The sequence below is a fragment of the Citrobacter sp. EC_71 genome (genome assembly GCF_019584005.1).
Classification (GTDB): domain Bacteria; phylum Pseudomonadota; class Gammaproteobacteria; order Enterobacterales; family Enterobacteriaceae; genus Citrobacter; species Citrobacter werkmanii.
Genome location: NZ_VDAY01000003.1, coordinates 167106 through 181681 on the forward strand (window position 1 = coordinate 167106; position 14576 = coordinate 181681).

The 14576-nt window shown below is 53.1% G+C and carries 12 protein-coding genes; 9 read left to right on the forward strand and 3 right to left on the reverse strand.

What is annotated here, in order from left to right:
* The first annotated feature begins 21 nt into the window (after positions 1 to 21).
* The 5 genes from FHD02_RS04325 to FHD02_RS04345 all read left to right on the forward strand — a co-directional run bounded on the left by FHD02_RS04325 (position 22) and on the right by FHD02_RS04345 (position 7673).
* Positions 22 to 3762 carry a nitrate reductase subunit alpha gene (locus FHD02_RS04325; RefSeq protein ID WP_220393611.1) on the forward strand — a complete coding sequence of 1247 codons (3741 nt, stop codon included), beginning with the start codon at positions 22 to 24 and terminating at the stop codon, positions 3760 to 3762.
* Positions 3759 to 5303, forward strand: coding sequence for a nitrate reductase subunit beta (narH, locus tag FHD02_RS04330; protein WP_042308334.1), 1545 nt, complete (start codon positions 3759 to 3761; stop codon positions 5301 to 5303). The genes FHD02_RS04325 and narH overlap by 4 nt, the downstream gene beginning before the upstream one ends.
* Positions 5303 to 5998 (forward strand): nitrate reductase molybdenum cofactor assembly chaperone, encoded by a 696-nt coding sequence (gene narW / locus FHD02_RS04335; RefSeq protein ID WP_137371544.1) that lies wholly within the window; start codon positions 5303 to 5305, stop codon positions 5996 to 5998. The genes narH and narW overlap by 1 nt, the downstream gene beginning before the upstream one ends.
* Entirely contained in the window at positions 5995 to 6675 is a 681-nt protein-coding gene (gene narI / locus FHD02_RS04340; protein WP_038640663.1) for a respiratory nitrate reductase subunit gamma, read from the forward strand. Before narW ends, narI begins: the two co-directional genes overlap by 4 nt.
* 104 nt (positions 6676 to 6779) lie before the next feature.
* Positions 6780 to 7673 carry a PhzF family isomerase gene (locus tag FHD02_RS04345; RefSeq protein ID WP_137371545.1) on the forward strand — a complete coding sequence of 298 codons (894 nt, stop codon included), beginning with the start codon at positions 6780 to 6782 and terminating at the stop codon, positions 7671 to 7673.
* A gap of 59 nt (positions 7674 to 7732) precedes the next feature.
* On the opposite strand, the gene nhoA is transcribed toward FHD02_RS04345, so the two are convergent.
* Entirely contained in the window at positions 7733 to 8578 is an 846-nt protein-coding gene (nhoA, locus tag FHD02_RS04350) for an N-hydroxyarylamine O-acetyltransferase (RefSeq protein WP_061381316.1), read from the reverse strand.
* A 157-nt stretch (positions 8579 to 8735) separates the two neighbouring features.
* Between nhoA and FHD02_RS04355 the strand changes: the two genes are divergently transcribed.
* A complete protein-coding gene (locus FHD02_RS04355; RefSeq protein WP_137371546.1) occupies positions 8736 to 9308 on the forward strand; it encodes a flavin reductase family protein in 573 nt (190 codons plus the stop codon).
* A 217-nt stretch (positions 9309 to 9525) separates the two neighbouring features.
* Positions 9526 to 11502, forward strand: a complete 1977-nt coding sequence (locus FHD02_RS04360) for an alkyl/aryl-sulfatase (RefSeq protein WP_137371547.1) — start codon at positions 9526 to 9528, stop codon at positions 11500 to 11502.
* A gap of 38 nt (positions 11503 to 11540) precedes the next feature.
* Here the strand turns inward: FHD02_RS04360 and pptA are convergent, their stop codons facing one another.
* Positions 11541 to 11768, reverse strand: coding sequence for a tautomerase PptA (gene pptA, locus FHD02_RS04365; RefSeq protein WP_137371548.1), 228 nt, complete (start codon positions 11766 to 11768; stop codon positions 11541 to 11543).
* 39 nt (positions 11769 to 11807) lie between these two features.
* Positions 11808 to 12425 (reverse strand): glutathione S-transferase family protein, encoded by a 618-nt coding sequence (locus FHD02_RS04370; RefSeq protein WP_137371549.1) that lies wholly within the window; start codon positions 12423 to 12425, stop codon positions 11808 to 11810.
* 112 nt (positions 12426 to 12537) lie between these two features.
* On the opposite strand from FHD02_RS04370, the gene FHD02_RS04375 reads away from it, so the two are divergent.
* A complete protein-coding gene (locus FHD02_RS04375) occupies positions 12538 to 13467 on the forward strand; it encodes a LysR family transcriptional regulator (RefSeq protein ID WP_137371550.1) in 930 nt (309 codons plus the stop codon).
* An 89-nt stretch (positions 13468 to 13556) separates the two neighbouring features.
* On the forward strand, positions 13557 to 14546 hold the full coding sequence (locus FHD02_RS04380) for a zinc-dependent alcohol dehydrogenase family protein (RefSeq protein ID WP_137371551.1): 990 nt from the start codon (positions 13557 to 13559) through the stop codon (positions 14544 to 14546).
* The last annotated feature ends 30 nt before the right edge of the window (positions 14547 to 14576 follow it).

The following is a 14576-nucleotide window of genomic DNA, read 5'->3' on the forward strand; positions in this document are numbered from 1 at the left end:
TATCGAAGCAGGAGTTATGTCATGAGTAAACTGTTAGACCGCTTTCGCTACTTTAAACAAAAGGGCGATACGTTTGCCGAGGGGCATGGGCAAGTGATGCACACCAACCGGGACTGGGAAGACAGCTATCGTCAGCGCTGGCAGTTCGACAAAATTGTGCGCTCTACCCACGGCGTGAACTGTACCGGCTCATGTAGCTGGAAAATCTACGTCAAAAACGGACTGGTAACCTGGGAAACACAGCAAACTGACTACCCGCGTACTCGACCTGACCTGCCTAACCATGAACCCCGCGGCTGCCCGCGCGGCGCCAGCTACTCCTGGTATCTTTACAGCGCCAACCGCCTGAAATATCCGTTAGTGCGTAAACGTTTGATCGAACTGTGGCGCGACGCCCTGACCCGCCAGTCCGACCCGGTGCTGGCCTGGGAATCGATTATGAACGACCCGCAAAAATGCCAGAGCTACAAGCAGGTACGCGGTCGAGGTGGTTTCATCCGTTCCAACTGGAAAGAACTTAATCAGCTGATTGCTGCCGCCAACGTCTGGACGGTGAAGACCTACGGCCCGGATCGCGTGGCCGGCTTCTCCCCAATCCCTGCGATGTCGATGGTCTCCTATGCCGCAGGCACGCGTTATCTTTCCCTTCTTGGCGGCACCTGCCTGAGTTTTTATGACTGGTATTGCGACTTACCGCCTGCGTCACCGATGACCTGGGGCGAGCAGACCGATGTACCTGAATCCGCCGACTGGTATAACTCCAGTTATATCATCGCCTGGGGATCTAACGTCCCACAGACCCGTACGCCTGACGCGCACTTTTTTACCGAAGTGCGCTACAAAGGCACTAAAACCATTGCCATTACGCCAGACTACTCGGAAGTCGCCAAACTGTGCGACCAGTGGCTGGCACCAAAACAAGGCACCGACAGCGCGCTGGCGATGGCGATGGGCCACGTCATCCTGAAAGAGTTTCACCTCGACAATCCCAGCGATTATTTCCTCAATTACTGTCGCCGTTATACCGACATGCCGATGCTGGTTTTACTGGATACCCGGGAAGATGGCAGCTACGTGCCTGGACGTATGATGCGCGCCTCAGACCTTGTCGATGGTCTCGGCGAAAGCAACAATCCAGAGTGGAAAACCGTGGCCTTTAACAGTGAAGGTGAGCTGGTCGTGCCGAACGGCTCCATCGGCTTTCGCTGGGGTGAAACAGGCAAATGGAACCTCGAGTCGTTGGCCGCTGGGGCAGAAACAGAACTTTCCCTCTCGTTGCTGGGTCAGCATGATGAAGTGGCTGGGGTAGCATTCCCCTACTTTGGCGGCAACGAAAACCCTCATTTTCGCAGCGTCAAACAAGAACCTGTGCTGGTACGGCAACTTCCGGTAAAACGTCTCACCCTCGCCGATGGCCGCAACTGTCCGGTAGTGAGCGTTTATGATCTGGTGCTGGCGAATTATGGCCTCGATCGTGGTCTGGATGACGTTCATAGCGCACAAGATTACAGCGAAGTGAAAGCCTACACCCCGGCCTGGGGCGAGCAAATTACCGGTGTGCCACGCCGTCATATCGAACAAATCGCCCGTGAATTCGCCGATACTGCGCACAAAACACATGGTCGTTCGATGATCATCCTCGGGGCTGGCGTCAACCACTGGTATCACATGGATATGAACTACCGTGGGATGATTAACATTCTGGTGTTCTGTGGTTGCGTGGGACAAAGCGGCGGAGGCTGGGCGCACTATGTGGGGCAGGAGAAACTGCGTCCGCAAACCGGTTGGTTGCCGCTGGCCTTTGCGTTGGACTGGAACCGTCCACCGCGTCAGATGAACAGCACTTCATTTTTCTACAACCACTCCAGCCAGTGGCGTTATGAAAAACTCACCGCACAGGAACTCCTCTCTCCGCTGGCCGATGCGTCGAAGTTTAGCGGACATTTGATTGACTTTAACGTACGCGCCGAAAGGATGGGCTGGCTGCCGTCCGCCCCGCAGCTTAACCTCAACCCATTGACCGTGAAAGCAAAAGCCGAACAAGCAGGGCTATCTCCTGCGCAATACACCGCACAGGCGCTGAAGTCAGGTGAAATTCGTTTTGCCTGCGAACAGCCGGACAGCGGCCACAACCATCCGCGAAACCTTTTTGTCTGGCGCTCTAACCTGCTCGGCTCCTCCGGTAAAGGGCATGAATACATGCTCAAGTATTTACTGGGTACCGAAAGCGGGATCCAGGGAGAAGCGCTCGGTTCAAGCGAGGGTATTAAACCTGAAGAGGTGGAATGGCAGTCCGCTGCGATTGAAGGCAAGCTTGATCTGCTGGTCACGCTCGATTTCCGTATGTCGAGCACCTGCCTGTTCTCCGATATCGTTCTGCCGACCGCGACCTGGTATGAAAAAGACGATATGAACACCTCGGATATGCATCCGTTTATTCACCCGCTGTCAGCGGCGGTCGATCCGGCGTGGGAATCGAAGAGCGACTGGGAAATTTATAAAGGCATCGCCAAAGTGTTCTCAGAGGTCTGTGTCGGGCACCTTGGGCAAGAAACAGACATCGTCCTGCAACCGCTGCAACACGACTCACCGGCAGAACTGGCACAGCCGTTTGACATCCTCGACTGGCGCAAAGGCGAATGCGATCTTGTTCCAGGAAAAACCGCGCCTAATATCGCCGTCGTGGAGCGTGACTACCCTGCCACCTACGAACGTTTTACCTCGCTCGGCCCGCTAATGGACAAACTCGGAAACAGTGGCAAAGGTATCTCCTGGAATACCCAGGCGGAAGTCGATTTCCTCGGCAAGCTGAACTACACCAAGCGCGAAGGCCCGGCAAAAGGCCGACCGCTGATTGACACCGCACTGGATGCGTCGGAGGTGATCCTCGCCCTGGCGCCGGAAACCAATGGTCAGGTGGCGGTCAAAGCCTGGAAAGCGCTGGGGGCGATGACCGGACGCGACCATACGCATCTGGCGTTGAACAAAGAAGATGAGAAGATCCGTTTTCGCGATATTCAGGCGCAGCCGCGCAAAATTATCTCCAGCCCTACCTGGTCCGGCCTTGAAAGCGAACATGTCTCCTATAACGCAGGCTATACCAACGTCCACGAGCTGATCCCATGGCGCACCCTGTCCGGTCGCCAGCAGTTGTATCAGGATCACGCGTGGATGCGTGCATTTGGTGAAAGCCTGGTGGCGTATCGTCCGCCAATTGATACCCGCAGCGTCAGCGACATGCGTGAAGTTCCACCAAACGGCTTCCCGGAAAAAGCGCTCAACTTCCTGACGCCGCATCAGAAATGGGGCATCCACTCTACCTACAGCGAAAACCTGCTGATGCTAACGCTGTCACGTGGCGGACCGATTGTCTGGATCAGCGAGACCGATGCCAAAGAGTTGGGTATTGAAGATAACGACTGGATCGAAGCCTTTAACGCCAATGGCGCGCTCACCGCGCGTGCGGTGGTGAGTCAGCGCGTACCACCGGGAATGACCATGATGTATCACGCTCAGGAGCGAATCATGAACATTCCCGGCTCCGAAGTCACCGGAATGCGTGGCGGGATCCATAACTCGGTCACCCGCGTATGCCCGAAACCGACGCATATGATCGGTGGCTATGCGCAGTTGGCGTACAGCTTTAACTATTACGGTACGGTCGGCTCTAACCGCGATGAGTTCATCATGATTAGAAAAATGAAAAATATTAACTGGCTGGATGATGAAGGTCGCGATCAGGTACAGGAGGCGAAAAAATGAAAATACGCTCACAGGTAGGCATGGTTCTTAATCTGGACAAGTGTATCGGCTGCCACACCTGCTCCGTCACCTGTAAAAACGTCTGGACCGGGCGCGAAGGGATGGAATATGCATGGTTTAACAACGTCGAGACCAAACCAGGGATTGGTTATCCGAAAAATTGGGAAGATCAGGAAGAGTGGCAAGGCGGCTGGGTTCGCGATGTTAACGGCAAGATAAGACCGCGTCTGGGCGGCAAGATGGGGGTGATTACCAAAATTTTCGCCAACCCGGTGATCCCGCAAATCGATGATTACTATGAACCGTTTACCTATGATTACCAGCATCTGCATAGCGCACCGGAAAGCAAAAACCAGCCCACTGCGCGTCCACGTTCGTTGATTGACGGCAAACGAATGGACAAGATTATCTGGGGCCCCAACTGGGAAGAACTGCTCGGCGGCGAATTCTCAAAACGCGCCCGTGACCGTAACTTCGAGAAAATGCAGAAGGAGATGTACGGTCAGTTCGAAAACACCTTCATGATGTATTTGCCGCGACTTTGTGAACACTGCCTGAACCCAAGCTGTGTCGCTACCTGCCCGAGCGGTGCCATCTATAAGCGTGAAGAAGACGGCATTGTGCTGATCGACCAGGACAAATGCCGCGGTTGGCGCTTGTGCATCAGCGGCTGTCCGTACAAGAAAATCTATTTTAACTGGAAGAGCGGTAAGTCAGAGAAGTGCATTTTCTGCTACCCGCGTATTGAATCCGGCCAGCCGACGGTATGTTCGGAAACCTGCGTCGGGCGCATCCGCTATCTCGGCGTATTGCTGTACGACGCCGACCGCATTGAGGAAGCGGCCAGCACCGAGCATGAGACCGATCTGTATGAACGTCAGTGCGATGTGTTCCTCAATCCGCACGATCCGGCAGTTATCGAAGAGGCGTTAAAACAAGGCATTCCGCAGAATGTTATCGACGCCGCCCAACGTTCGCCGGTCTACAAAATGGCAATGGACTGGAAGCTGGCGCTGCCGTTACACCCTGAGTATCGCACCCTGCCAATGGTCTGGTATGTGCCGCCGTTGTCACCGATTCAGTCGGTGGCTGATGCCGGTGGTCTGCCACACAATGGCAACATTTTGCCGGCGGTGGAATCACTACGTATCCCGGTACAGTACCTCGCTAACATGCTCAGTGCTGGCGATACCGGTCCGGTATTGCGCGCGTTGAAACGTATGATGGCGATGCGACACTATATGCGCTCACAAACCGTCGAAGGCGTGACGGATACCCGCGCCATTGAGGAAGTCGGTCTTACGGTTGAACAAGTCGAGGAGATGTATCGCTATCTGGCTATCGCTAACTATGAAGACCGCTTCGTGATCCCGACCAGCCACCGTGAAATGGCGCGCGACGCTTTCCCGGAGAAAAACGGTTGTGGTTTCACCTTTGGCGATGGCTGTCACGGTTCGGATACCAAATTCAACCTGTTTAACAGCAGCCGTATTGATGCCATCGACATCACCGAAGTGCGCGATAAAGCGGAGGGTGAATAATGCAAATTCTGAAGATTATCGGACTGCTGCTGGAATATCCGGACGAGTTGCTGTGGGAGTGTAAAGACGACGCGCTGGCGCTGGTGTCCAGCGATGCCCCAATGCTTACCGAATTTAGCCGGGGACTACTCAATGCCCCATTACTGGATAAGCAAGCCGAATGGTGTGAGGTGTTTGATCGGGGGCGCGCCACCTCACTGTTGCTATTCGAACATGTCCATGCCGAGTCACGTGACCGCGGCCAGGCGATGGTTGAGCTACTGGCGCAGTATGAAAAGGTCGGGCTCCAGCTTAACTGCCGCGAGCTGCCGGATCATCTACCGTTGTATCTGGAGTATTTAAGCGTGCTGCCGGAGGCCCAGGCTAAAGAAGGATTACAGAATGTCGCCCCCATTCTGGCGCTGCTTGGCGGTCGTTTAAAACAGCGCGATACGCCATGGTATCAGTTGTTTGATGCCCTGTTGCTGCTTGCCGGAAGTTCCCTTTCAAGTGACAGTGTCACCAAACAGGTTGCCGCAGAAACACGTGACGATACCCGTCAGGCGCTGGATGCAGTCTGGGAAGAGGAACAGGTGAAGTTTATCGAAGATAACGCCACCGCTTGTGAAAGTTCACCGTTACAAAACTATCAACGACGCTTTAGCCAGGACGTGGCGCCGCAGTATGTCGACGTCAGCGCGGGAGGTCCGAAATGATACAGTATCTGAACGTCTTCTTTTACGATATCTACCCGTATCTGTGCGGCACGGTGTTTATCCTCGGTAGTTGGTTGCGATACGACTACGGGCAATACACCTGGCGCGCCTCTTCCAGCCAAATGCTGGACAAACGCGGTATGGTGTTATGGTCAAACTTGTTCCATATCGGCATTCTGGGGATTTTTTTCGGTCACCTGTTCGGCATGTTGACCCCGCACTGGATGTACGCCTGGTTCCTGCCGATTGCGGTGAAACAGCAAATGGCAATGATTCTCGGCGGTGTCTGCGGCGTGTTAACGCTGGTTGGGGGCGCGGGTTTGCTGGTGCGCCGCCTGACTAATCCACGCATTCGCGCGACATCATCCACCGCCGATATTCTGATCCTGTGCATTCTGCTGGTTCAATGCATTCTCGGTTTAACCACTATTCCGTTCTCCGCACAACATCCTGACGGCAGTGAAATGCTGAAACTGGTCGGTTGGGCGCAGTCGGTGGTGACTTTCCAGGGCGGCGCATCTGCGCATCTGGATGGCGTGGCGCCGATATTCCGTGCTCATCTGGTGTTAGGCATGACGATATTCTTACTGTTTCCGTTCACACGTCTGGTCCACGTGTGGAGTGCGCCGTTTGAGTACTTCACCCGCCGCTATCAAATTGTGCGCTCGCGCCGCTAATTGTCTCTGATGTCTTATCCGGTCAGTAGACCGGATAAGACGCAGGGCGTCGCCATCCGGCATTTTGCACGCTATGATGCTTCTCCATCCCAGGGAGAACGCTAATGAAACCACAGGTTTACCACGTCGATGCCTTTACCTCGGTCCCCTTTCGCGGCAATTCAGCGGGAGTGGTGCTGCATGCTGACGGACTGAGCGAAGCGCAGATGCAGCTGATTGCCCGCGAGCTGCGTCATTCGGAAACCGCATTCCTGCTGACCAGCAACGATAGCGATGTACACATCCGCTATTTCACGCCGACGGTTGAAGTCCCCATCTGTGGACATGCTACCGTCGCGGCACACTATGTGCGGGCCAATGTGCTGGGGCTGGGCAACACTACCGTCTGGCAAACCTCGCTGGCCGGACGTCATCGGGTGAATATCGAAGCCATCGGGGATGACTATCGTATTAGCCTTGAGCAAGGAATACCTGGATTTGAGCCTCCGCTGCAAGGCGCTGTTCGTACTGCAATTATCCGCGCGCTGCATCTGAGCGAAGACGATATGCTGCCAGGACTACCGATCCAGGTTGCCACCACCGGCCATTCGAAAGTGATGATTCCGCTAAAGCCTGAGGTAGACCTGGACGCCCTTTCCCCAGATTTACAGGCGCTGGCGACAATCAGCCAACAAATTGGCTGTAACGGTTTCTTCCCTTTTCAAATCCGCAATGGCGAAAACGCCACCGATGGACGCATGTTTTCTCCCGCAATTGGTATTGTGGAAGATCCAGTCACGGGCAATGCCAACGGGCCGATGGGCGCGTGGCTGGTTCACCACCGGCTGATGGCGCATGATGGCAAAACGTTACGTGTTCAGGGGCATCAGGGCCGTGCGCTGGGTCGTGACGGTATAGTTGATGTGACGGTCGCTATTCGTGATAACCAGCCGGAAAAAGTCACCATTACTGGTTCGGCGGTGATCCTGTTCCATGCAGAGTGGGCAATAGATTTTTAATCTATTCCTGTGGGCCGGATAAGACGATTACGCCGCATCCGGCACTATTCCCGATGGCGTTATTTCCCTGCTTCCGGGTGCGTATCAAACGCCGCCATTACCGTCGCCAATTCTGCTTCAGTAAATCCATGCTTCACATCATCCACGCCCAATCCAAACCGCGCCTGCAATAAGGCGTACAGGCTGGCGACGTCGGGCAGATTAATCTGCTCTACCGCATGGCCATCCTGATAATGGGTAAAATGAAAATTGGTTAACGTAAATTTACCGCCGTCTGGCAGATGACGACACATCAGCAGATGATGACGAAAATGCGACTGCGGCCAATGTGCCGACCAGAAGTTGCCCATCAGATAATCGCTCTGATGCTGCATAACCAGATCAAAACGGTACATTGATTGCCAGTGTTCGTGATGACGGAACTGCAAAATCCAGTCTTCACCGTCCTGAATCAGACGATACTCCCCGTGTGGTGTGTGCTGTGCAACATCTGCCTGCAGACGAATCGGTGCGGTCAGCGTTTGCCCACCAAATCCGACGTCAGCGATCCACTGTTCTCCCTGTAGCTCAACCAGCAGCAGACGATGCGTGCGTGGCGGTAGGCTTGACGGATTTGCCAGCACCACACGTCCAAGTAAACTGCGGACGGTAAAACCGATTTCGCGGAGCGCCCGCTCAAATAACCCATTTTGCTCAAAACAATAACCGCCGCGACGCGCCGTCACCAGCTTCTCTTCCAGCGATGCGTCGTCGAGTTGCATTTCGCGTGGCAGCAGCACATCGAGATTTTCAAAAGGAATGGCGCTGTTGTGCAGTAAATGCAGCGCTCGCAGGGTTTCAATGTTGGCGTTGGCCGAACCTGACCAGCCAATACGGGCAAAATAAGCGTTTAAAAAAGGCGTCATACCAGCTTCCTGTTTGTGTAATGTTGTACTTATAACGCATTTTTAATTTTACGCCGTCGATTTTGTGCGTTGTTCTTCCTCACGAGGCGACAAAATCGCTAATACCGTTAATATCTAAGTTAATTGTGGTGTGTTATCTCTCAGCCAAGGAGCATCCATGAGCCATTTTCGTCCTCTCGAATTAAAACATGCCAGCCGACTGCTAAATCACGGCCCGACCATTTTAATAACCAGTCGGGACGATCATACAGAGCGGCGGAACGTGATGGCTGCAGCGTGGTCGATGCCCGTTGAGTTTGAACCACCGCGTATCGCGATTGTTGTCGACAAGACAGCCTGGTCACGTGAGCTAATTGAACGCAGCGGCATGTTTGGCATTGTTATTCCGGGAGTTGCCGCCGCCAACTGGACCTGGGCCGTTGGCAACGTTTCCGGCCGTGTGGAAGATAAATTCAACTGCTACGGCATTCCTGTGGTGCAAGGACCGGTGCTGGGTTTACCGCTCATAGAAGCAAAATGCCTGGCCTGGATGGAATGCCGCCTGCTTCCTGCCACAGCGGCTCAGGACAAATATGACACCCTGTTTGGGGAAGTGGTCTCCGCTGCCGCTGATGAGCGAGCCTTCGTGGAGGGACGCTGGCAGTTTGATGATGACCAGCTCACTACATTTCATCATCTTGGGGGCGGAACGTTTGTCTCCAGCGGAAGACGCATTACCGCATGTGAATAATTGTCTGCTAACGGATGGCAACTCATGCTTTCCATCCTTCACCGTGTTCTTAAAACTTCTGAAAAACCAGTCGGATGAATCGCTGTCCTTCCTTGCTGAATCATTTGCGTGAATTATATATAGTTAATCTTGCTCTAACTCAAATATCTCTTCCAACCCCAATCAGTCAAAGCAGCATCCCCCAACTGTACTTATAAAGTGTCAGAGAGGTTTTACGATGCAACTGAATAGAATCGCACAAAGTTTTATCCTTGCCGGGTTACTCACCTCTGCCTCTGCTCCCCTGATTGCCGCTGAAGCGCCAAAAGACGCGACCGCTTCCACGCAACAAGCGAACAATGCGCTCTACAACCAACTGCCCTTCTCCGATAACACCGACTTTACCGATGCTCATAAAGGCTTCATCGCCCCTATTCCTCAGGATGTGATCAAAGGTGAGCAAGGAAATGTCATCTGGAATCCGCAACAATATGCGTTCATTAAAGAAGGTGATAAAGCCCCGGATACGGTAAATCCGAGTCTGTGGCGTCAGTCCCAGTTGATCAACATCAGCGGACTGTTTGAAGTGACGGAAGGCGTTTACCAGATCCGTAACCTCGATCTGTCCAACATGACGATCATTGAAGGTAAAGAAGGCGTCACCGTTGTTGACCCGCTGGTATCAGCAGAAACGGCCAAAGTCGGGATGGATCTTTACTTTAAAAACCGCGGTCAAAAACCCGTTGTCGCGGTGATTTATACACACAGCCACGTTGACCATTACGGCGGCGTGCGCGGCGTTGTTGACGAAGCCGATGTTAAAGCGGGCAAAGTGAAGATTTATGCACCTGCTGGCTTTATGGAGGCGGCGGTGGCTGAGAATATCATGGCCGGCAACGTTATGAGCCGTCGCGCGAGCTATATGTACGGCAATCTACTAAAACCTGATGCCAAAGGTCAGGTTGGTGCCGGACTGGGAACCACAACCTCCGCGGGAACCGTCACCCTGATTGCGCCAACCAATATAATTGAAAAAGACGGGCAAAAAGAGGTCATTGATGGCCTGACCTATGACTTCATGTTGGCCCCAGGCTCCGAAGCGCCTTCGGAAATGCTGTGGTACATCGAAGAGAAGAAACTGATTGAGTCTGCTGAAGACGTCACTCACACCCTGCACAACACCTACTCCCTGCGCGGGGCCAAAATTCGTGAGCCGTTGCCCTGGTCCAAATACATCAACGAAGCGATTGTACGCTGGGGAGATAAAGCAGAAATCCTGATGGCGCAGCACCACTGGCCAACCTGGGGTAATGACAAAGTCGTGAACCTGCTGAAAAGTCAGCGGGATCTGTATCGTTACATTAACGACCAGACGCTGCGTATGGCTAACGAAGGTCTGACCCGCGATGAAATCGCCGCGAACTTTAAACTGCCGGGCTCGCTGGCGCATACCTGGGCTAACCGCGGCTACTATGGTTCCGTCAGTCATGATGTGAAAGCGACCTATGTGCTCTATCTCGGCTGGTTTGATGGCAACCCGGCAACACTGGATGAACTGCCACCGGAAGAAGCCGCGAAGAAATTCGTCGATTATATGGGTGGAGCGGATGCCATTCTGCAGAAAGCAAAAGCCGACTATGACCAGGGTAACTATCGCTGGGTGGCTCAGGTGGTGAGCAAAGTGGTGTTTGCCGATCCCAATAACCAGGCCGCGCGCAATCTGGAAGCTGATGCGCTGGAACAGCTAGGATACCAGGCTGAATCCGGCCCGTGGCGCAACTTCTACCTGACCGGTGCGCAAGAGCTGCGTAATGGTGTGGTTAAAGGCCCAACCCCGAACACCGCCAGCCCGGATACCGTACGCGCCATGACGCCGGAAATGTTCTTCGACTATCTGGCGGTACATATTAACGGGCAGAAAGCGGGTGATGCCAAATCGGTGTTTAACATCGACCTTGGCAGCGACGGCGGTAAATACAAGCTTGAGCTGGAAAATGGCGTGCTAAACCATACCGCCAATGCCGAGGCAAAAGAGGCTGACGCCACGATCACGCTGAATCGCGACACGCTCAATAAAATCATTCTTAAGGAAGTGACGCTGAAACAGGCTCAAGACAGCGGTGACGTGAAGATAACCGGCGACGGCGCTAAACTTGACGCTATGCTCGGCTATATGGATAAGTTCGAATTCTGGTTTAACATCGTTACACCGTAAACCTGTTGAAAACGGGCGGAAAATTCGCCCGTTTTATCTTACATGCTGTAGCCAGGTTTTTTAATTAACGTTGCCATCTGCGGCTTAATCTCCGCATCCCACACGCCCTGCCACGCCTCTGGCTCAACTTCAGTCAGCGCCACGCTTATCGAGCTGTCTTTGCTTTGCAAATGACGAATAATGACTTCGGTAATATCCGCCGCCAGCGCGGATTTTTGCTTGTCGCTCAGATCGCGGGGAAAACATTTAATATCAACGTGCGGCATAGCAGGTTCCTTATTGTTTTGGTCAGAAAGCGTGTTTTCTCAAATAATCTTATTGTTTTTCAGCACAGTACGTAGCCTCGGATGCTGACAAACCGCATCGGCGATGGCGCTAATATTCGGCGTATTGTCCTGGAACCAGTCATGTCCCGGCCCCCAGCTGCGCATCACGCAAATATAAACGTCCAGCAAGGTTAACTGCTCTCCGAACGCGTACGGCTCGGCGCTTAGCTGGTTATTCAACCACATATAGAGAGATTTTCGGTACTCAATACAATTTTTTTTCAACTGCGCCGGAGCATCCGGCACCCAGCGTTCAGGATAATCGGCATAAGTAAACGTGGGATAGACATTTGCCACCAGCCATATCAACAGACGCTGGAACTGCTGACGCTCGCTGCGCCCAACAAAGGGCGAAAGCTCGGGACAACGATCGAGGATCATCAGGGCGATCGCCGCTGTTTCCGTCATGACTTCGCCATTTTCCAGTACCAGTGTGGGCACCTGGCATAGCGGATTCATTGTCTTAAGCAGTTCCCGCGAAGGACCATCGCTATCAAAGCCGTCGACATTAATAAAACTGTAAGGGATCTCCGCCAGTGTGAGCATCACTTCACTGATGGCCGATCCCCAGCCCGGCACCCCATAGACCTTAATCATGCTGCAACCCTCAACGTTAAAACCCTAAGTGTAGAGCAGCATTCAACAACCTATGCAGACATGATTATTACTCTCATAATAACAATGATCGGATACCGGGAGATAATAAGCGATGCGTTCGAGTATGTTTGAATACATGACCATTTTTATACAGGTTGTTGAGCAAGGGGGATTTGCCAGAGCTGCAGACGTGTTACACCTGCATCGCCCCGCAGTGACCAAAGCCATCCAGCACCTTGAAGACGAGCTGGGGGCCAAGTTGCTTAACCGCACAACCCGTAAAGTGTCGCTGACCGATGAAGGTGACGCTTTTTATCAACGTACAAAAATACTGCTCAGTGACGTTGATGACATCATGGCCTCTTTCTCGCCAACTCGCCCGCCACGCGGAAAACTCAGGGTTAATGCACCTCTGTCGCTGGCGCACTCCGTGTTAGTTCCTGCGCTGAAAGATTTCCAGTCGCGGTATCCTGATATCGAGATGGTGCTCACCTCCACCGACCGTAGAATCGATATGCTTGCCGAAGGCATCGACTGCATGATCCGTATCGGCGAGTTACAAGACTCTTCCCTGATATCCAGGCAGCTTGGTGAAGTAAAGATGGTGACCTGTGCGTCACCGGATTATCTGCAACAACATGGCGTACCGCAGACGCCAGAGGATTTATCCCGACACCAGGCGCTTAACTTTTTCAGCGAGCGTCACCGCGAAGCGCTGGAGTGGACCTTCATCAGCGGAGGTGAAATTTTATCATTCACGCCCACCGGACGGATTAGCGTTGATAACTCCGATATATTGCTGACCGGCTGTTTATCGGGGCTCGGCATCATCCGCGGTGTGCATGCCGTGCTGGCCCCCTACCTCCAGTCGGGTCAGCTCGTTGAGGTACTGGCCGATTACACCGGGGAATCAAAACCGGTTTCAGTGCTTTACCCGGACAGACGTCATCTCGCCCCTCGGGTACGGGTATTCATTGACTGGCTGTGCGAACTTTTTAGCCAACAAAAACTGCGGCTTCAGGGATTATTACAAAATCAGTAATAGTGAAGTTCCGCAACTGCGGTTTTTCACTCTCATCTGAATCGTTAAATTGTGCGGACCCAATACAGAACAATTTACTGAGGTCTGCTATGTCTAAGGTCGTAGTTTTTAATCAAATTGGTGGCGCTGACGTCTTGAAGATTCAGGACATGCAGGTTCCCGCGCCTGGTGCGAATGAGGTTCAGATCCGCGTACGGGCTATTGGTATCAACCGTGCGGAGATTATGTACCGCACAGGCCAGTATATTTACCAACCTAATTTCCCGGCACGGTTGGGTTATGAAGCTGCCGGAGTCGTTGAATCCGTAGGAGACAACGTACGTGAGTTTGCACCTGGCGATGATGTTAGCGTCATCCCGGCTTTCAGCTTTCATCAATATGGTATGTATGGAGAAGTCGTTAATGCCCCGGCACACGCGGTCGTAAAACATCCGCAAAACCTCAGCTTTGCCGAAGCTGCCGCCAGTTGGATGATGTATGTGACCGCATTTGGTGCGCTGGTTGAATATGCGGATATTAAACCTGGAGATAATGTGCTGATCAATGCTGCTTCCAGTAGCGTCGGACTGGCGGCAATTCAGATTGCTAATATGCTCGGCGCAAAGCCTATTGCGATGACGCGGACCAGTGAGAAACGAGCTCAGCTACTGCAACTGGGCGCGGCAGAGGTTATTGCAAGCCAGGAGCAGGATCTGGTGGCTGAGATTCAACGGATTACTGATAGCAAAGGAACCCGAGTGGTCTTCGACCCGGTCGGTGGCCCGGGAGTGGCAAAAATTGCCCAGGCAATGCCAGCCGGTGGGATCTTTTTCCAATATGGCTCGCTTGATGCACGCGACCTTTCTATACCGGTCATTGAGATCCTCGGTCGCCATTTGACTTTCCGTGGTTATGAAATTTTTGAAATCACCTCGGACGCAGAAAAACTTTCGCGAGCGAAACGGTTTATCTTTGAAGGATTGCAGTCCGGGCAGCTCAAGCCACTGATTGATAAAACCTTTGCCTTTGATGATATCGTCAAGGCACATCAATACATGGAAGCCAACGGTCAGGTAGGCAAAATCGTCGTCACTGTATAACCCCTGTGCGGCACAGCCTTGTGCCGCAAT